Source organism: Corynebacterium tuberculostearicum (assembly GCF_030229345.1).
In the GTDB taxonomy this organism is placed as follows: Bacteria; Actinomycetota; Actinomycetes; order Mycobacteriales; family Mycobacteriaceae; genus Corynebacterium; species Corynebacterium tuberculostearicum_G.
This window is the reverse complement of record NZ_JASPGP010000003.1, coordinates 200,161-219,153: the sequence shown is the minus strand read 5'-3', so window position 1 is coordinate 219,153 and position 18,993 is coordinate 200,161. Positions and strand designations below refer to the sequence as shown.

Annotated in this window: 17 protein-coding genes, 1 tRNA gene and 2 rRNA genes; 13 read left to right on the top strand and 7 right to left on the bottom strand. The window is 58.5% G+C overall.

Annotated elements, in window-relative coordinates; genetic code table 11:
- The 5 genes from QP884_RS03715 to QP884_RS03695 all read left to right on the top strand — a co-directional run.
- A 23S ribosomal RNA gene (locus QP884_RS03715) occupies positions 1 to 135 on the top strand; the annotation flags it as partial.
- A 137-nt stretch (positions 136 to 272) separates the two neighbouring features.
- Positions 273 to 390, top strand: a 5S ribosomal RNA gene (gene rrf / locus QP884_RS03710).
- Between the two features lie 329 nt (positions 391 to 719).
- Complete coding sequence (locus QP884_RS03705) at positions 720 to 1,964, top strand: HNH endonuclease signature motif containing protein (RefSeq protein WP_284820774.1); 1,245 nt, start codon at positions 720 to 722, stop codon at positions 1,962 to 1,964.
- A 151-nt stretch (positions 1,965 to 2,115) separates the two neighbouring features.
- Complete coding sequence (locus tag QP884_RS03700; protein WP_284820772.1) at positions 2,116 to 2,844, top strand: ABC transporter ATP-binding protein; 729 nt, start codon at positions 2,116 to 2,118, stop codon at positions 2,842 to 2,844.
- Positions 2,845 to 5,388 (top strand): ABC transporter permease, encoded by a 2,544-nt coding sequence (locus tag QP884_RS03695; RefSeq protein ID WP_284820770.1) that lies wholly within the window; start codon positions 2,845 to 2,847, stop codon positions 5,386 to 5,388. It abuts the gene before it with no gap.
- A 55-nt stretch (positions 5,389 to 5,443) separates the two neighbouring features.
- Here the strand turns inward: QP884_RS03695 and QP884_RS03690 are convergent, their stop codons facing one another.
- The 5 genes from QP884_RS03690 to QP884_RS03670 all read right to left on the bottom strand — a co-directional run bounded on the left by QP884_RS03690 (position 5,444) and on the right by QP884_RS03670 (position 11,094).
- Positions 5,444 to 7,753, bottom strand: a complete 2,310-nt coding sequence (locus QP884_RS03690; RefSeq protein ID WP_284820768.1) for a bifunctional lysylphosphatidylglycerol flippase/synthetase MprF — start codon at positions 7,751 to 7,753, stop codon at positions 5,444 to 5,446.
- The gene (locus QP884_RS03685; protein ID WP_284820765.1) at positions 7,740 to 8,942 is read right to left on the bottom strand and encodes an alpha/beta hydrolase; all 1,203 of its coding nucleotides are present in this window, start codon (positions 8,940 to 8,942) and stop codon (positions 7,740 to 7,742) included. Before QP884_RS03685 ends, QP884_RS03690 begins: the two co-directional genes overlap by 14 nt.
- 61 nt (positions 8,943 to 9,003) lie before the next feature.
- Positions 9,004 to 9,363: a fluoride efflux transporter FluC gene (locus tag QP884_RS03680; RefSeq protein WP_284820764.1), complete on the bottom strand. Its 360-nt coding sequence runs from the start codon at positions 9,361 to 9,363 to the stop codon at positions 9,004 to 9,006.
- Positions 9,360 to 9,662, bottom strand: a complete 303-nt coding sequence (locus QP884_RS03675) for a fluoride efflux transporter family protein (protein ID WP_284820762.1) — start codon at positions 9,660 to 9,662, stop codon at positions 9,360 to 9,362. The genes QP884_RS03680 and QP884_RS03675 overlap by 4 nt, the downstream gene beginning before the upstream one ends.
- A 10-nt stretch (positions 9,663 to 9,672) precedes the next feature.
- Positions 9,673 to 11,094 carry an alanine/glycine:cation symporter family protein gene (locus QP884_RS03670; protein ID WP_284820761.1) on the bottom strand — a complete coding sequence of 474 codons (1,422 nt, stop codon included), beginning with the start codon at positions 11,092 to 11,094 and terminating at the stop codon, positions 9,673 to 9,675.
- 134 nt (positions 11,095 to 11,228) lie between these two features.
- Between QP884_RS03670 and pgm the strand changes: the two genes are divergently transcribed.
- From pgm to QP884_RS03650, 4 genes are all read left to right on the top strand, one after another.
- Entirely contained in the window at positions 11,229 to 12,845 is a 1,617-nt protein-coding gene (pgm, locus tag QP884_RS03665) for a phosphoglucomutase (alpha-D-glucose-1,6-bisphosphate-dependent) (RefSeq protein ID WP_284820778.1), read from the top strand.
- Positions 12,846 to 12,861: 16 nt separating this feature from the next.
- The gene (locus tag QP884_RS03660) at positions 12,862 to 13,326 is read left to right on the top strand and encodes a MauE/DoxX family redox-associated membrane protein (protein WP_284820759.1); all 465 of its coding nucleotides are present in this window, start codon (positions 12,862 to 12,864) and stop codon (positions 13,324 to 13,326) included.
- A 54-nt stretch (positions 13,327 to 13,380) separates the two neighbouring features.
- Entirely contained in the window at positions 13,381 to 14,112 is a 732-nt protein-coding gene (locus QP884_RS03655) for a DsbA family protein (protein WP_284820757.1), read from the top strand.
- A 76-nt stretch (positions 14,113 to 14,188) separates the two neighbouring features.
- A tRNA-Ala gene (locus QP884_RS03650) sits at positions 14,189 to 14,261 on the top strand.
- A 52-nt stretch (positions 14,262 to 14,313) separates the two neighbouring features.
- On the opposite strand, the gene QP884_RS03645 is transcribed toward QP884_RS03650, so the two are convergent.
- Positions 14,314 to 15,222, bottom strand: coding sequence for an NAD(P)/FAD-dependent oxidoreductase (locus QP884_RS03645; RefSeq protein WP_284820755.1), 909 nt, complete (start codon positions 15,220 to 15,222; stop codon positions 14,314 to 14,316).
- 80 nt (positions 15,223 to 15,302) lie between these two features.
- Between QP884_RS03645 and QP884_RS03640 the strand changes: the two genes are divergently transcribed.
- Together QP884_RS03640 and QP884_RS03635 are read left to right on the top strand one after the other, a co-directional pair.
- A complete protein-coding gene (locus QP884_RS03640; RefSeq protein WP_284820754.1) occupies positions 15,303 to 15,677 on the top strand; it encodes a DUF805 domain-containing protein in 375 nt (124 codons plus the stop codon).
- A 30-nt stretch (positions 15,678 to 15,707) separates the two neighbouring features.
- The gene (locus QP884_RS03635) at positions 15,708 to 16,433 is read left to right on the top strand and encodes a fructosamine kinase family protein (RefSeq protein ID WP_284820752.1); all 726 of its coding nucleotides are present in this window, start codon (positions 15,708 to 15,710) and stop codon (positions 16,431 to 16,433) included.
- On the opposite strand, the gene nadE is transcribed toward QP884_RS03635, so the two are convergent.
- Positions 16,430 to 17,251 (bottom strand): ammonia-dependent NAD(+) synthetase, encoded by an 822-nt coding sequence (gene nadE, locus QP884_RS03630; protein WP_284820751.1) that lies wholly within the window; start codon positions 17,249 to 17,251, stop codon positions 16,430 to 16,432. The genes QP884_RS03635 and nadE overlap by 4 nt on opposite strands.
- A gap of 27 nt (positions 17,252 to 17,278) precedes the next feature.
- Between nadE and QP884_RS03625 the strand changes: the two genes are divergently transcribed.
- Together QP884_RS03625 and ykgO are read left to right on the top strand one after the other, a co-directional pair.
- Positions 17,279 to 18,634: a sugar porter family MFS transporter gene (locus QP884_RS03625; RefSeq protein WP_284820750.1), complete on the top strand. Its 1,356-nt coding sequence runs from the start codon at positions 17,279 to 17,281 to the stop codon at positions 18,632 to 18,634.
- A 120-nt stretch (positions 18,635 to 18,754) separates the two neighbouring features.
- Positions 18,755 to 18,877 carry a type B 50S ribosomal protein L36 gene (gene ykgO, locus QP884_RS03620; protein WP_003847162.1) on the top strand — a complete coding sequence of 41 codons (123 nt, stop codon included), beginning with the start codon at positions 18,755 to 18,757 and terminating at the stop codon, positions 18,875 to 18,877.
- The last annotated feature ends 116 nt before the right edge of the window (positions 18,878 to 18,993 follow it).

Genomic DNA, 18,993 nt, shown 5'->3' with positions numbered 1-18,993 from the left:
GCATCTAAGCGGGAAGCCTGTTTTAAGATGAGGTTTCGTTAAGGTCCCCTAAAGACGATAGGGTAGATAGGCCAGACCTGGAAGCACTGTAAGGTGTGGAGGCTACTGGTACTAATTGACCACAACAAACACCAACACACACTACGTGTATTGGCAAAACAACAACAAGAAGAAGAAACAGTCACTGTCGTGACCGCGTCCACTATGCAGTATCTGACACAACACCCACACAAAGTGGGCACCCAAAAGAAGGGTTTGTGCTTCGCATGTTTGTCGGTGGTCAATAGCTGCAGGGAAACGCCCGGTCCCATTCCGAACCCGGAAGCTAAGCCTGCACACGCTGATGGTACTGCAACCGGGAGGTTGTGGGAGAGTAAGTCACCGCCGACACCAAACAACAAAAACATAATTCAATAACCCAAAAGAAGGGAAGAGAACGGAACACCACCGTCCTCTTCCCTTTTTTCACGTTTTGCGGGGTGCAAGCATCACGCGACGGAACACGTAGGGAGCCTGTAGTAGGCGACGAACCCTAAACCTGTTCTTTTACCCCCGTTGCTGGTTGTGGTGCGACTCTGGGGATCCCTGCGGATTTAGGGGAGCCTATTCGAACGTAAGCACCCCCACAAAAGGCACATGTCCACCATTCGGGATACTATAAAGGCACTCGTTAGAAAACACATACGAACCCTGTTCTTTTCTTCTGGAGTGTCCTGCTTATGACTGCCACACTAAGCCCGCCCGAGCCAGATACCACCCTCGACTACCCAGACACCCTCCTCATAGGTGACCACCCCGCAAACGCACACGACACAGATGCCGACCAAGACGTTCCTGAAGCGTTCTACACCACCAACGCACCCGGCAACCACATCGGCAAAGCCGGCACCTACACACGCAAAACCTCCTGGTTCCTCTACCGCGCCATCCTCCCCCAACTAGACGACGACGTCGACCTTAGCCTCACCAGCCTCGCCAAAGACCTCGGCATCTCCTACAACAAACTCCTAGGCTTCCTCCGCGCCCACTTCCGCATGCGCCAACTACCCCTAGTTACCGAAGTCCAAGGCCAGCACTGGATACTCGACCTGACCAAACTGCGCATCATCGACCGAGAACTCAACCGCCTAGAAGACAATCCAGACCACCTCGAAGCCATCGACGCCGCACTCGCAGACTTCCTCACCCCCACCACACCCAACCAAACAGTACCCACCGACGCAGACCTGCGCCGCTTTATCCGCACCTTCATCGACACCCACCTGCGCCCCGAAGACAAAGAACAACAACCCCAACCACGACTGCGCATCAACTACAACCCCGATAACACCACCACACTAACGCTAACCTGCGATAGCGCCACCGCCACCATCATCGCCCGCCACATCGACGCCTACACCAACCAGACCACCACCACCGCACAAGCACTCATCGACCTCATCCTCGAAGACACCCACACCAGTGTCGCCATCAACACGTTTACCACCAACCCCGACACCAACCTCGTCTTCCACCCCGGTGCCGGATGGATAAACCTCAACCACGCACCCACCAACAACACTTTCATCCGCCGACTCAACGCCGACGACATTAACTCCTACACCCCCAGCACCGACATCCGCGCCTACACCCAAGGCAGAGACGCCACCTGCCGCTGGCCCGGCTGCACCGTCCCCGCCACCCGCTGCCAACTCGACCACCGCATCGAATACCACCACGGCGGGCCAACCAGCCCAGATAATCTAGTAAACCTCTGCCAACACCACCACAACATCAAAACCGACCGCAGAATCCACTACATCCTCGACCCCATCACCGGCACCATCGCCTGGCTCCACCACGACGGCACCTACCAACTAGACCACCCCACCGGCCCACTAGCCACACACCACACCCACTGGAACCACACCTGGGCCCAATACCTCACACACCAACAACAACGAACACAGAGAAAGGAGGGCTAGGAAGTAGGCCGGAGCCCGCGGTGTGTGACTCGGAGAAGGGGGCATGCCGGGCTCTCGCATGCAGTTTTCCTCCTCAGGGATGATGTTGGCCGGAGACCACGGTCGCTAGACTTGAATAGGTAATTTCCCATTTACAAGGAGAATTTGTCTCATGACTAATGCTGCGGCTCGCGCCGTTGACTTGTTTAAGCAATACGGAAGCGATGACACATCTGTCGTCGCTCTTGATCATGTATCTATTGAATTCGGCAAGAACGAATTCACGGCGATCATGGGCCCATCGGGTTCCGGTAAGTCGACGCTGATGCACACCATGGCTGGTCTCGATTCAGCGACCTCCGGATCAGCTTTTATCGGTGATACCGATATGTCGGCGCTCAATGACAAAGACATTACGGCCCTGCGTCGTGATCGGCTGGGCTTTATTTTCCAGTCCTTTAACCTTGTGCCCACGCTGACTGCGGCGGAAAACATTACGCTGCCTACGGATATTGCGGGTAAGGGCGTCGATAAGCAGTGGTTCGAAGAGGTAACTAGCCGCCTTGGCCTAGCGCAGCGCCTGGAACACCGCCCAGCTGAATTGTCTGGTGGACAGCAGCAACGCGTGGCCTGTGCTCGTGCACTGGTTTCTCGGCCGGAAATCATCTTTGGCGATGAGCCAACGGGCAACCTGGACTCGAATTCTTCGGCCGAGGTGCTCGACATTTTGCGAACCGCGGTGGATAAAGACAACCAAACAGTGGTCATCGTGACACACGATGCCAAGGCCGCCTCGTATGCGGACCGAGTGGTTTTCCTTGCTGACGGCAAGCTTGTGAATGAGTTGCACAATCCGACGATGGAGGCCATTCACCAGGTAATGGCGGAGATTGAGGGCTAAATGGCACGCGGAAACGCAATGCGCAGAGTATCTCTGCGTAATATTGTGGCGCATAAGTTGCGCCTTGGGCTGACGATTCTCGCGGTGGTTTTGGGCACTGCGTTTATTGCCGGCTCGTTTATGTTCACCAATTCGCTGAAGTCTACGTTTGACTCCGCCGTGGATAATCAGTTCCGCGGCGTGGATGCAGTGGTGAGCCAAAAGGACGACAATGGCGCGAAACTGGATGACAAGCTGCGCCAGAAGCTGGCTGACGATAAGGATGTTAAAAACACCAATATCGCGGATTCGGAGACCGTTGTCGTGGCCGATGAGAACTCGGAGGCTTATCAAACCCAGGGCGGCACGGCCAGCGTTGTCCCGTTCTACCCAGAAGACAAGGTCGTTGGTGGCGCCGATGAGCTGAAGGAGGGCGAGGAGCCTAGCGGTAAGGACGAGGTCCTCGTCAACTCTTCCGCGGCCGACAAGTACGACATTTCCGTGGGCCAGAAGCTGACTGTGGTTCACCCTGATGAGCAGGATACGGTTACCGTTTCTGGCATCTCGGAGCCCGCGGTAGACCAGGGCGAGAGCATTGTGCTGAGCATGGCTGAAAAGGATTACCTGGAGCGCTACGGCGATCCGAGCCAGCTCAAGGTTTCTGCAGCCGATGGCGTGGATGCGAATGCCTTGGTGGATCACCTGAACGAGAAGTATGAAGTCAAGGCGGAGTCGGGTGAGCGCCTGGCTGAGGAGACTTCGGAGATGATGTCTTCTGCCTTGAAGTTCATCAATTACTTCCTCATCGCGTTCGGCCTGATTGCGCTGCTGGTGGGCACCTTCATTATTGCGAATACTTTCTCGATGATTGTCGCGCAGCGCACTAAGGAGTTCGCTCTCTTGCGTGCGCTGGGCGCTTCCCGCCGCCAGATCACAAACTCGGTGGTGGTGGAGTCTGCCATTGTTGGTGTTCTGGGGTCCATTGTTGGCGTGGTTGCCGGTATGGGATTGGTCGCAATCATTAAGGCAGTGATGAGCGCGCAGGGAATGCCTCTCGATGGCGGTTTGGGCCTGAGCGTTTCGGCCATCGTAGTTCCAATCATTTTGGGCACTATCGTGACGGTTGTATCTGCGTGGGCGCCGGCACGTCGCGCGGGCCGCGTGCAGCCGGTGGAGGCAATGCGCACTACCGAATCTGCTTCCGGAACTTCCCTGAAGGTACGCACGATTTTTGGTGCCATTATCTTGCTGGTGGGTATTGTTGCGGCGTTAGCAGGCGTGCTTTCCGACGGCGAGACGAACGTCCGCGCCATCCTCGTCGGCGTCGGCGCTTTCGGTGTCATCGTGGGATTCTTCTTAGCCGGCCCGGCCCTGTCGCTACCTCTGGTTCCCACGGTGGGCAAGGCAATCGGTGCACCGTTTGGCGCTATTGGTTCACTGGCGGCGACGAACTCGCGTCGCAATCCGCGCCGCACCGCCGCCACTGCCTTCGCGCTAACTTTGGGCGTGGCCCTAGTGACCGCTATTGGCATGTTGGGCGCAACTATGAAGTCGTCCGTGGCCGATACCGTCGAGCAAAACATCACCTCTGATTACCTGCTTTCCGGTCCTAGCTCCGGTGAGTTCCCGACGCCGAAGGACACGGGTAAACGCGCGGCGGAGGCCGAGGGCGTCGATAAGGTGATTACCGTCGGTATGGCTCCGGTAGCCGTCGATGGTCAGGCATCGATGGATTATGGTCCACAATTCCAACAAACGATGACTGCGGATGGAGATCCGTCGTCGATGATTGCGCTCGACATGGTTGAGGGCGATGCCAACTTGGAGAAGGGCTTCATTGCTACCGAGGACTTTGCCAAGGAACACGGCTGGAAGGTAGGAGAGACCTACAAGGTTACTTCTGCGGAAAAGGACAAGAAGGCCGAGGCCAAGCTGGTCGGTACCTTTAAGCCCACCGATGTGGTCCAGAATATGGTGCTTTCGCAGGATGTGGCGGAAAAGGTCGCACCGAAGAAATCCTTTACCGTCCAAATGGTGGGCGTCTTGGGCCAGGAAGGCTATGACAAGGAAGAGCTGCGCCATAATCTAGAGGACTCGGTCAAGGATTTGGTCGTGGTTCAGGTTAATTCTGGTGAGGAGTATGCGGGCCAAGCGGCTGGCTTTATCGACCAGATGCTTTCCATCCTGTATGGCCTACTCGCCCTAGCAGTGATTATTGCCGTGCTGGGAATTGTCAATACCTTGACGCTGGGGGTCATTGAGCGCCGCCAGGAGATCGGTATGTTGCGTGCGGTGGGTACGCAGCGCCGCCAGATCCGCACGATGATCACTCTTGAGTCGGTGCAGATTGCGCTCTTTGGCGCGGTGATGGGCATCCTTATCGGCCTTGGCTTGGGCTGGTCCTTTATCAAGATTCTCGGTGATGAGGGATTGGATTCCGCGCAGATTCCGTGGGCGATGGTGCTCATTATGCTCGTAGGCTCGGCCATCGTCGGCATTATCGCGGCCGTCTGGCCGTCGAACCGTGCGGCAAAGACGCCGCCATTGGAGGCAATCGCGGACTAGCCTAAAACGCCCAAGGTCTCCCTTCTTGGTACGAAGAAGGGAGACCTTGCTGTATTTACGCGGCCATCCAAGCCCTGAACGCCGATACCGCATCCTTGGTTTTCACATCTGGCAGGTAGGCATGCATGGTGGCCAACGCGATGGAAGGCAGTTTCAGCTCGTCGTGATAGCAGAGGAACCACGGCTGCTCCTTTGGCTGGAACTTGCGCTTGCTGGCCGCTAGGGTGCGGAATCCATAGAGTGGTTCGACTTCCTCACCAAGGCGGTCGAGGGCGACGTCGAGCCAGCTAGGCTCGTCTGGTTGTCCGGCAAGTGGGGCACCGGAAAGGGAAATCCAGGCTCGGCCTTCGGAGTGCGCGATGAGCATCGCTTCTGAGATGAGGAGTTCAATGACTCCTTTGAATCCGTGCTCATTGCGGCGCATGACGTCGAGAATGTAGCCGGCAATGGCACCATTTTCGTATACCGGCATCCAACTGGTGACACCGTGTAATGTGCCATCGGCAGACTCAGCCAGCAAGAGCCGGGTACCGTCCACCATCATTTCTTCAATGCCGCCGAGGGTAAAGCTCATTTCGGGGAGGGCCCTTTCAGAGACCCAGTCCTCGCTTAACGCGGTGACGCGGGCGATGGAGGCGATATCCAGCTCCTTCCAGGTGGTCCACCGTGTCGTGATGCCTTCCTTTTCTGCTTTGTTTCGTGCGGTGCGCACGTTTTGGAATTTCTTCCCCTTGAACTCTACGGATTCGCAGCTGAGTACGGCTTCTTCTGCGACCTGGAGGCGTTTTAGCTGCGGGTGTGCATCGGCGAATTGGGTATTGACGGAATACCACGCCACCGTCCAGCCTTGCTCAGCGGCGAATTGTTCGAATTCGGAGCTGATATCGTGGCCGATGGGGGCGCCCAGCGTGAGGGCAATGCCATTGGAAACCCGATAAGCCACGTAGGAATCACCGTGGAAGAAATACCGGTTGGATTTCCACAGGGTCATAAAAGATAGGTGATCGCCGGTACCGGCTTCGAGTAAGCGGCGCGCGTTGTCGCGGTCGGACTCTTGGGCTGGGTCAACAGGACGGGAAAATCCGAGGTAGAGCCGGACAGCTACGAGGAGCCAGAAAGCATTTCCCACCCATTCGTAGACGAACCAAGAAATCATTGTAGCCGGCGCGACGTGGTGGGGGAGGATGAGTGCGACTACGGCCGGGACGAAACGCAGTGGGGTTTCTGCAAGGATCGCCGCGAGGTTCGCCGGGGGTACGGTGTTGTGCAACGAGGCGGTGAGGATCCACAGGCCCGCGCCGATGGCGGCGGCAAGTATGGCGAGGGTGACCGTCCGAGTGAAGAATGCGCGGTTTTCGGGGGTGTGAAACAGTGAGCGGTTAATTAGCAGCATGAATAGTGCCAGTAGCCAGGGCAAGAGGACGAGTACGAGGTTCGGCAGGAGATAGCTCAGGCGGGCGTCATCCCAAAGCTGGGAGGTCAACAGGGTGATGGCAAGTACCTGGGTAATGACCGCCACCCACCACGCGAGCACGCGGCCGCGGGTAAGGCCAAAGCACACCACTAGCTGGATGATGAACGGCATGATATTGGCTACCACGGCGCCGATGCCTTGGGCGCGGGCGAGATCGACTGCCGCGGTGCAACTGGCAGAAGTGACCGAATCCGCGCAGGACTGGGTGGCCTCTAAAGCGGATAGATGTGGGGTCCAAAGGAGCTGCGTAATCTGCGAAAAGGGGCCCTCTGCCATGGGGTCGAGTGCCACAAAGGCGGGCCCGATGGCTACGCAGGCGACGCCAACGGCGAGGAGCACTCGGCGCTCTCTGATGGAAGGCGGTGCGGATTCGGGCTTAAAGAGAAGTTGGCCTGCCGTAATGGAAAGTGCGGCGGCAACGATGCCGAGGACATCGGACATGGTGCCGGAATAGAGCACAAAGGTAGCGGTAAGCACGATAAGCGAGATGCGTAGCCGGCGGCGCCACAGGCGGGGTAGTAGGGCGGAGGCAAAGCCGGCGGCACCGGCGATGAAACCGATTGGGGTGAGGAAGGTATCGCTAAGGAGATCATTGCCCCACCGGTTCAGCCCTACGGTCTCGATTCCGCGGGCAAGGACGATGGATAGGGGCACAGTAATGAGCTGAGAGGTAATTCCCACCGCCAACGTGCGCAGGGAGCCCAAGCGCCATTCTGCGGGAACGAGCCACAACAGGATAAGAATCGACAGGATGATGGCGCCGCCGGGGTGCGCGGTAGTCAGCGCCAACCAGTGAGAGGTGGGGAAGTCCACTAGGTGGAGCGCCCACATGATGACTAAGACGGCCAGGGAAACAGGAAACCTGGTCAGGATGGTTTTAAGAACGGACATCGTTGGCTCCAATTCCGTCGAAGGGATCCTTAACCGCGGTCATGCCACCGCGACGGGCGGCCCAAGCGAAAGATTCGCGCAGGGCTGGGCGCCACACCTGAAAGGAGTGGCCGCCGGGGCGGGTGCCGAAGTAGGTTTTCATGCCGGCGTTGCGGGCGGCGTCGGAAAGCGAGTGCAGGGCGTTGACGGAAGCTGTGTCCTTATCGCCAGCGATGAAGATGGCCTGGGCGGAGTAGTGCTTGTGGGCGAGCAAGTGTGCGGGGTCCTGGTCATTGAAGGCGGACTCGTCGCCAGCGAAGAATTTCTTCACCGTGGCCGCGTGGTTGCCAATGGTGGGCTCGGCCTCGCCGGAGATGTCGATGATAGAGCCATAGGCTTCGGGGCGGTTGGTAGCGATCTGCAGAGAGCAGGTGCCGCCGTAGCTTAGGCCGCCGACGGTCCAAGTGTGCTGATCCGGGTTAACCTTGAACTTCTGCTTGATAGCCTGCGGCACGTCTTGGCTGAGGTAGGTCATGACCTTGGCTTGGGTGCTATCGGCGCAGATGGGATTGGCTGTTTCAGAGCCGGTGGCGTCCACGGCAACGACGATGGGGCTGCGCCCTCCATTCGCCGCCTGGAATTGGTTTGCGGTTTCGGCCGCTTCACCCGAACCGAACCATTGCTCTGGGCCACCTGGGTTGCCGTGCAGGAGGACGATGACGGGCAGGGTGTGGTCCGTCCAGTATGCAGGAGGGATATACGCCGTAGCTTGGCGAGCGGAGAAATGGGAGGTGGTGCCTGGAAGATCGACGTGGACGATCGCCGCACCGGAATTGGTGTGGGAAAACTCCTCGTAGCTCATTTCTTTTGCCACGGGGCGTGGGTCTAAGGAGGCAATATCTGGATAGGTTTGGTACTCCATATTGATGATGCCAACGGTGGCGAGGAGGGAGAAGACTCCGGCCGCAATCGTGACAGTTTTGGGCTTGCGGAGAAACGCCGCCACGGGGACGAAAGCTGCGAGGAAGATATACCACGGCACTTGCCAGTGCCGGAGAAAGTACCAAGCGATGACGCACAGCAGGGCCGCGATGACCAGCGGCCACACCTTGCGTTGAAGGAGAATGATGATTCCTGCAATCGCGAGGATGGCGTAGAAGATCACGCCGTTGATGGGATCCGCCAAAGGCAGATTCAAAAGGAAACTCACCCGGAAAACATTAGGCCTGTGCAGGGCAAAAGTAACTGGCGGTTAGCTGGGAATTTGCCCCTTAAATGCCGTGATAAATGCGGGCCGCCCAGATGGTGCCGCGCCAGGCTAGAACGATGCCGAGGCCAATGGTCCAAAAGAGGTACTTGCACAGTCGCCACCACTGTTTGCGTTTGATCATCTCACCCAGTTCCTTTGCCAATGTAGACCAGGTGGATAGGCCGCCGGCGAGGCCGAGGGCGAGGAAGGGGTGGATAAGGGGGGCGTCGGCAAGCTGGGCGAAACCATAGGCCAGGCCAAGGGCTAGGGAGCCCAAAATATTCGCCACGAAAGTGCAGTAGGGGGCGGGGACAAGCCGGGTAAAGCCATAGCGCAGGCTGCCGCCGATGAAGCCGCCGAGAAGGACGCACAGAAGATTCATCGCAGCTTGTCACCCGCCAGGTAGCCGCCCACGCAGCCAACGATGGTGGCCAAAACATAGGCCAGGGCCACGGTCCAATGCGCCTCGGAGGTTAGGAACGCGAAGGTGGCGAAGCTGGTGAAACCGCCGAGCACGCCGGTGCCCCAGAAGGGGCCGGGGCGAAAGTAGCCCATGAGCGCACTGCCGAGGATATTGATGACGAGCAGAGGGAGCATGCCGCCGCCGAGCGCGGCGGAGAGGAGGTACCTGGCCACCGCGCCGAGCGCAGCGCCAGCACCCACGACGAGGAATTGAGGCATGCGGCCTATGTTACTTCCAGTTCATCCCCTGGGACTCTACGAACGCGCGCACCTCATTCACTGGCTTATTGAGCTTGGGGTCAAAGGCTAAGTACGCCTTGGTTTCGCGGGCCACGAGGCCGGAGAGCAGGAGCAGGCCAATGAGGTTCGGGATGGCGATGAGGCCATTGGCTAGGTCGGAGAAGGTCCAAGCGAGTTCGAGCTCCGAGACGGAGCCGACAAAGAGCAGGCAGGCGAAAAACATGCGGTAGGGGATAGAGGCCTTTCGGCCGCAGAGGGACTCCAAGGAACGCTCGCCGTAATATGCCCAGGCCATGATGGTGGAAAAGGCGAAGAAAATAATGGAGAGCGAAACGATAGTGCCGCCCCAGTCGCCAGGAAGTACGCGAGAAAAGGCCTCGGCCGTCATGATTCCAGCCTCGTCGCGGCCCATATCCCAGGTACCGCCCACCACAATGACTAAGCCAGTGATGGTTACCACGATGATGGTGTCAATGAAGGTCTGCGTCATCGATACCAACCCCTGGCGCGCCGGGTGCGGGGTCTTGGCAGCCGCGGCGGCGATGGCGGCGGAGCCCATGCCGGACTCATTGGAGAAGATGCCTCGGGCAACACCGTATTGAATGGCCATCATGATGGTGGAGCCTACGAATCCACCGCCGGCGGCGGTGCCGGTGAAGGCATCGCTGAAGATCATCGCAAAGGCGGCGGGAATCTCCGCGGCATGCGAGAAGATTACATAGAGCCCGCCCAGGACGTAGACGATGATCATCAACGGTACGAAGGCGGCGGTAATGCGCCCGATGGCGTGGATTCCGCCGAGGAGTACGGATCCCACCAAGACGAAGAGGATTGCACCGGTGGCCGCTGGGGCGATACCGAAGGTTGATTCCATATTGGTGGCCACAGCATTGGCTTGGGCTAGGTTGCCGATGCCAAAGGAGGCGCAAATTGCAAAGATGGCAAAGAATACTGCGAGTACCGATCCGAGTGGTCCGGGGATGCCACGCTTCAGGTATTGCTGCGGCCCGCCGGACATCTCGCCCTTGGAATCCGTGGTGCGAAAACGCACGCCCAGGTAGGCCTCGGTGTACTTGGACGCCATGCCCACAAGGCCGGTAATCCAGATCCATACCAGTGCGCCAGGGCCGCCGATGGACAGCGCGGTGGCCACGCCCACGATGTTTCCCACTCCCACGGTGGCGGCAAGGGCGGTGGTCAGCGCCTGATAATTGGAAATATCACCCTCGGTGGACTGTTCGTCAGAGTCTGTGGCAAAGACGTGACGCGTCGCGCGGCCCAGCGCTCGGAATTGTAGTCCGCCCAAACGAATGGTCAGCCACAGGCCGGTGCCCAGCAGGAGGGGAATGAGGATGAATGGTCCCCACACCACGGTGCTGATGGCGGAGAGGATGGAATTAAGCGAGTCCATTCTGTAAATCTAGCGAACTATAGAAATGGAGTAAATTTCCCCATACCCCCAGCCGGGGGAATATTCGTCCTGCGCAACCACGAGAGAGCAGGCAAGCTGTAATGGCATCCCATCTCAACCCCAAGGAGCACGCCATGGCCCATGAGCGCGCCGGCACGCTGGCACAGCCCACGGATCTTATTGATATCGCAGAATTGGTCACCGCCTACTACACCCGTACCCCGGACGCCGATAACCCGGATCAGCAGGTGTCCTTCGGTACCTCAGGCCACCGCGGCTCCGCGCTGGATCGAGCCTTTAATGAGGGGCATATCCTAGCGATTACCCAAGCCATTGTGGATTACCGCGCGGAACAAGGCGTTGCTGGGGCGATTTTCATCGGCCGCGATACCCACGCGTTGTCCGAGCCCGCCATGGTTTCCGCCCTTGAGGTGCTGCTGGCCAATGGGGTGGAGGTTCGCGTCGACGAGCGCGGCCGCTACACGCCGACCCCAGCGGTCTCCCATGCCATCCTGACCCACCCAGGCACCGATGGCATCGTGATTACCCCGTCCCATAATCCTCCCCGCGATGGCGGTTTCAAGTACAACCCGCCTACCGGTGGACCGGCCGATGCTCAGGCCACCGATTGGATTGCGGGCCGCGCGAACGAGTACCTGCGCGCCGGGCTGGAAGGCGTGAAGCGGACGTCTGTCGCGGGCGTGCTGGACGAGCGCTGCGTGAAGCACGACTACGTGCACAACTACGTGGCTGACCTTGAGAATGTGGTGGATATGCAGGCCATTAAAGACTCCGGCCTGCGCATCGGCGCTGATCCCATGGGTGGCGCCTCCGTGGATTATTGGCAGGCCATCGCTGACCACTACGAGCTCAACATGACCGTGGTGAATCCGGAGGTGGATTCCACTTTCCGCTTTATGACCTTGGATACGGACGGAAAGATCCGCATGGATTGTTCCTCGCCTGATGCTATGGCCTCGCTTATCGACGCCCGCTCAAAGTTCGACCTTGCCACGGGCAACGACGCCGATGCGGACCGCCATGGCATTGTCACTCCCGATGCCGGACTCATGAACCCCAATCACTACCTCGCCGTGGCTATCGAGTACCTCTTTAGTCACCGTCCGCAGTGGGGGAGTGCCGGTGTGGGCAAGACCCTGGTGTCCTCCTCCATGATCGACCGTGTGGTGGAAAGTCTGGACCGCGAGTTGGTGGAGGTGCCCGTCGGCTTTAAGTGGTTTGTACCGGGGTTGCTCGAAGGCACCATTGGTTTCGGTGGCGAGGAGTCTGCCGGGGCGTCTTTCCTGCGCTTCGATGGCTCCGTGTGGTCCACCGATAAGGACGGCATCATTATGGATCTGCTCGCCGCGGAGATCACCGCCGTCACCGGAAAGACTCCGTCCCAGCGCTACGTAGAACTGGCGGAGAAATTTGGCGCCCCAGCCTATGCCCGCACCGACGCCCCCGCGAACCGCGAGCAGAAGGCCATCCTCAAGAAGTTGTCTCCGGACAAGGTCACCGCTACTGAGCTGGCGGGCGAGGACATTGTGGCCAAGCTGACGGAGGCACCCGGCAACGGTGCGGCGATTGGCGGCCTGAAGGTAGCGACGGAAAATGCCTGGTTCGCCGCCCGTCCTTCCGGCACTGAAGATAAGTACAAAATCTATGCCGAATCTTTCTTGGGTGAGGAACATCTCAAGCAGGTGCAAGCAGAAGCACAGGCAGTTGTTTCCCATGTATTAGGGGTTTAACGCTACACTCATCCTCGTGAGTAGCAAGATTAATGGGAAGCTGGTGCTCGATGTCATCAGCTTCATCGCCCGCTTTTTTATGGCTTGGGTGTGGATTGACGCCGGCGTGCATAAGCTTGGCAAAACCCTAGACATGACCCAGGCCATTAAGGGCTATGACATTTTTACGCCTGATTGGGCTCTTTACCTCGCAACGGTCATTGGCCCACTGGAGGTTATTGGTGGCGTGCTCTTGCTGCTCGGGCTGTTTTTGCGAAAGTCCTCCATCGTGGCCACCGTCGTGTTGCTGCTCTTTATGGTGGGCATCGCACAAGCTTGGGCCCGTGGACTGGATATTGACTGCGGCTGCTTTGGCTTTGACGCCCAAAATCCTGACCGCGGAATGGATTATGCGAAGACGCTGTTGCGCGATGTCGCGTATCTATTCTTCACTGTTTGGACTATTAAACGCCCTTTCACCAAGTTTGCCCTTCACCCCTAATAGGTGGGCAAGGTAGGCTGTATTGGTCCGAGAATTTTCAAAGGCAAGGTTCAAATGAGCAAAGTAACTGACCCGAACGCCAAGGGTGGCAACGGATTTATTTGGGGAGTCGGTGTACTTCTCGTCATCATTGCCGTTGTTATTGGCTATATCGTGTGGAACGGTAAGCAATCTGATGATGGCATCGAAGACGTCAATATGACCATGGAGTACACCGATGGTGCTATCACGCTGAAGGGCGAGAATGCTACGGACGATACCCCTGAGGTAGATCTGTACGAAGATTACTCCTGTCCACATTGCGCTGAATTGGCGCAGGCCACCGATGGCAAAATGAAGCAGGCTATCGAGGACGGAAAGCTTGTTGTACACATTCGTACCTTAAACTTCCTGGACGGTAGGGAGATTGAAACCCAAGAAGGGTATTCTACGAAGGCTGTTGCTGCTATGTCGGAGTTGGCAAAGTCCGGCGACGTCAAAACCTACTGGAATTTGCGTGACTTCCTCATGCAAAATCAACAAAGTGTTGCTAATAAGTGGGAGACCGGAGACATCGCTGACCAAGCCAAGGAACTTGGTGCGGAAGATGATGTCGTTGAGTCCATAAAGAACGTGGACATCAAGCAGGGCAATAAGGTGGCGAAGACCAACTACGACAAGCTGGATAAGGAAACCGGAACCGTATCTTCGCCGCGCATCATCAAGGATGGTAAGGATGTTCCATCCGAAAAGGATCAAAAGGCCGGCAAGAACCTGGGTGATTGGGTAGAGATCGTCACTAAGTAGCAGGCGATTTGGAGAGTTAAATACCCTCCATGTATATTTAAGCGAGTTGCAGCCCACAGGGTTGCACCTCGTTTGAGGGGCTATGGCGCAGCTGGTAGCGCACCACACTGGCAGTGTGGGGGTCACGGGTTCGAATCCCGTTAGCTCCACAATATAAAGGAGAGGAACATTAGTTCCTCTCCTTTTCCTTGTTGCGGTGGGCTAGAGCTCCGCTAGATCCTCATCGAGCATGCGCTGATCGATGGCGATGCCGACGGCCGCACCGCTGCCCATCGCTTGCGAGACCTGGTCCGGCGAGCTGACCACATTGCCGGCCGCCCACAGGCGCGGTATCGAGGTCTGGCCACGCTCTACGCTGACCCACCCGTTGGCTGATTCGCAGCCGGCATCTCGTAACAGTGCGTCATTGGGCAGAAAATCGGGCCCAGTAAAGCACGCTTCGTAGGTGTCTTCTCCAGCAGAACTGTGCACCTTTACGCCGGTTGGAGTCGCTACATCTGCTTGGACCTGTGTCACCTTTGCATCGACTACTTTTACGCCCAATCCGGCGAGCTGGGTACGGTCAAGATCGGTGAGATCAAGGCCGTTGGGGTAGAAGGTCAGTGTGCTCGTCCACTTGGACAGCAGTTTGCTGATGCGGATGGTAAAAGGCGGATTCGCGCCGCCGATGAGTGCAACCTTCTTCCCAGTGACTTCGTAGCCATGGTAGTAAGGGCAGTGAAAGACTCTGGTGCCCCACAAATCGCTGAGGCCGGGGACTGCAGGGAGCTTGTCCGTGAGCCCCGTCGCGACGAGAACGTGGCGGGACGCGAGAACCTCGCCGCTGTCAAGCTTTACCTGCCAAGGCTTGCACTCAGAATCCCGGGTGAGTTTCTCCACCGAGCCCTGGGTAATGGTTCCGCCGAATTTCCCCACCTCCGCGTGACCGCGCTGAAGCAATTCGGCGGGAGCCGCGCCATCGAGGCCAAGGATGCCGTGGGCATGTTCACTGAAGCGATTGCGGGGAGCCCCGGAATCGATTAACTGAATATTTCGGTTAGCGCGGGCCAAGGTGATGGCGGCTGCGGTGCCGGCAAAGCCGCCACCGATGATGATGACGTCCGAGTACATTGCTCCTCCTTTATAGGAAGTGGGTAGCATGGTGCGCAGCCGAGTATATGCAGACAACATCGAAGGGGCTCGCGCGCAGAATGACTGATGAATCCACAGGGTTCTTTACACGCGAAGCGATCTATGGGGCCTCACCTGTACAGGCGGTAGGCAGGTTCTTTGTAAAGTACTTCAACTTCCGTGGCCGGGCGTCCATGAGTGAGTTTTGGTGGGTCTTTGGTTTCCTCGTGCTGATTTCTGTGGCAATCGGCACTATCGATCGGCACTTTGGCGTGGATATAGAGACTATTGCCGAGGCGGTACTTGTGATTCCAGTCGTTTCCTTGATGTGCCGGCGGCTGCATGATTCTGGGCGGACAGGCCTGTTATGCCTGATAGGGTTCATTCCCGTGTTCGGTGGAATCGCGTTGCTCTTCATGATGGCCCTGCCCACGCGGGAGTACGCGGCGCTTTAAAAATTTCCTTGCCTGATTAGGCTGGGCGGCATGCAGACTTTTTCAAAGCGAGTACGCGACACGGATCAAGCAGGTGCCGAGGCTGCCGGACTGCGGTGGCTCGGGGAGGCCACCGACGCGGTGGTCAACGTCGTGAGCGCCGACGGGCTAGAAATCGTTACCGAGCGCGTAGACGAGGTCATGCCTACGCCGGAGGCGGCGCGGACATTTGGTGCGGAGCTGGCGCGCATGCACCGTGGGGGAGCCGAAGCGTTTGGCGCGCCTCCTACCGGGTGGGAGGGGAAGAACTTCATTGGCAGCATCGAGCAACAATGCATCCCGACGGATAATTGGGGCGAGTTCTATGTTGAACAGCGCGTGCTGCCCTTTGCGGAACTGGCGGGCATTAGTGCGGCGCAGCTGGATTTGGTAAGGCGTGCCTGCGACGCCATCGCCGCGCGCAGTTGGGATGTGGCGCCGGCCCGCATCCACGGCGATCTATGGGCGGGCAACCTGCTTTTTGGAGCGGATGGCGGCATCATGATTGACCCCGCCGCCCATGGAGGGCACCCGCATACGGATTTGGGGATGTTGGCGCTTTTCGGGGCACCGTACCTTGAAGAGATTTTCCGGGGTTATGGTGCGCCGAAGGACATTGAGAAGTGGATTCCCATGCACCAACTGCACCCGCTGGCGGTGCATGCGCTCACGCACGGCGCCAGCTATAACCGGCCGCTGGAGCGCGCTGCGGCCGCAACCTTGGAGGCACTGGCCTAAAGATTCGGCCCTTGCGGCATGATGCGTTTGTGAGCACCGCGGTGCCATAAGGTTTCGATGCGCTCGCGGGCGGCGTCGGGAACCGCTTTGCCCTCCAGGTAGTCATCGATGTGGGCGTAGGTGACGCCGAGGGCTTCTTCGTCGGGAAGCTGGGGCTTATCGTCCTCCAAGTCCGCGGTGGGAACCTTCTCCCAGGTAGAGCGCGGGGCACCAAGGTGCTCTAGGAGGGCGGCGCCTTGGCGCTTATTGAGGCCGGCCAAGGGGAGGAGATCCGCCGCGCCATCGCCCCACTTGGTAAAGAAGGCGGTGACGTTTTCCGCCGCATGGTCGGTGCCGATGACTAGCGCGCCGACCTCACCGGCGATGGCATATTGGGCGGTCATGCGCAGGCGGGCTTTGGTATTGCCACGGTTGAAATCGGTGACGTCGGCAAGCTGCAGCGCATCTGCCACCTGTTCGTCGAGGGCCAAGGTAGCCGGCTTGATATCGACGGTGGGGCGGTGATCGGGCTGGATGAAATCCAGGGCAATCTGGGCATCGTCCTCATCGGCCTGCACGCCGTGGGGCAGGCGCACAGCCCAAAACTCCGCGCCGTCGACGCGCTCCACCGCCAGCTGCGCGAGCTTTCCCGCCAAGGTGGAATCCTGGCCGCCGGAAATACCCAGCACGTAGCCTTTAGCGCCGGTGGTGCGCAGGTAATCAACCAGGAAATCCACGCGGCGCTGCACTTCGGCTTCTGGATCGATAAAGGGACGCACACCCAGGGCTTTTATGATGGTTTGCTGCAGTTTTTCGGCATCATTCGACATGACGTTCATGGTAGCCGCCTGACACAATATTGTGCTGTGAATAAGGAACTCTATGTCAAGGTAGTAGCTGGCATAGCAGCCCTGGGTGGGCTGCTATTTGGATACGACACCGGCGTGATGTCCGGTGCCTTGCTTTTTATTAGCCCCGCATTCGACATGAGCGCCCACCAAGAGGGCTGGGTGACCTCGATGCTGCTCGTGGGTGCTGCCGTAGGGGCGCTGACGGCGGGGCGCATCGCCGATAGGTATGGGCGTCGCTTCACGCTGATTGCAGGCGGCATCATTTTCGTGCTGGGTTCCATCTGGTGTGCGCTTTCCGGCTCGGTGGGAATGCTGGCCACGGCGCGCACATTTTTGGGCTTTGCCGTGGGTGCAGTGTCCATCGTGTCCCCCATGTACATCGCGGAGATCGTGCCCGCCAAGGTGCGCGGGCGCATGGTCTCGCTCAATACCCTCGCGATTGTGGTAGGCCAGTTGATGGCCTACCTGGTCAACTCCGCGCTGGCCTCTACCGGTAGCTGGGAGTGGATGCTGGGCCTAGCCGCAGTGCCGGGCCTGGCGCTGGCGCTCGGAATGGCGTTTCTGCCAGAGACGCCGGTATGGCTGGCAACCAACGGGCGCATGCCCCGCGCCCGAGAGATTGCCGGGCGCGCCGGGATGGATATCTCCGAGCTGACCTCGCAGGACACTGCGCGCAAGTCCAGCGGATCCGAATGGAAGGCGCTGAAGGCCAATCGCTGGATGCAAATTACGGTGCTGCTTGCCATGTTGATGGGGCTGACGCAGCAGATTACCGGCGTCAACGCCATCGTGTACTTCGCGCCGACCATGATGAACCAGGTGGGGATATCCACGGCTAACTCGGTTTATACCTCCATCGTTATCGGCACGGTATCCGTGCTGGCCTGCTGGGTGGGGCTGAAGGTCGTGGACCGCATTGGGCGAAAGCGATTGTTGCTGATCGGCCTGACCGGCAACGTGGTCTCGCTGTTTATCCTCTCCTTTGCCTATTCCCACGCGCAGGACTCCACCGCTATGGCCATGGTCTCGTTGGTATTCATGGCGCTGTTTATCGCCTTTCAGCAGGCGGCAGTGTCGCCCACTACCTGGCTACTCATCTCCGAGCTGGTGCCACTGCAGGTGCGCGGCCTAGGCATGGGCATTGCGGGGCTCTCGCTATGGGCCACCAACTGGGCCGTGGCGCAGTACTTCCTGCCGCTAGTGGAGTGGCTGACCGGCCCGGTGGCGTTTATCGTATTCGGAGTCTTCGGCCTCATCGCCATCGGCTACACCAAGGTTTTGGTTCCAGAGACTATGGGACGTAGCCTGGATGAGGTAGGCGAGGAAATGAAGTCGCGCTACGAGCGCGAGTCCGCAGCCGTGAAGCCTTAGTGTTTTGGTATTGACGGCCGTGTGAGGTAACATTTTTCCTCGTGTCATGGCTGGGGATTCCCAGTCCGTGCTTTACTTATTCAACCGCATGTAGATTGCGCATAACGAAAGGAGCGCCCGATGAAGGTCCGTAAGTCCCTTCGGTCGCTGAAGAAGAAGCCGGGCGCCCAGGTTATTCGCCGCCACGGTAAGGTCTTCGTGATCAACAAGAAGGATCCCCGTTTCAAGGCTCGTCAGGGCTAATTGAGACGCGATTCCATCCGCTCCCTCCGGTTTCCCGGAGTGGGGCGGATTTTTTCATGCGTGAACTCGGGCACAAAGGATAAATTCTTTTAAAACCAAGTGAACATAAAGGCAAA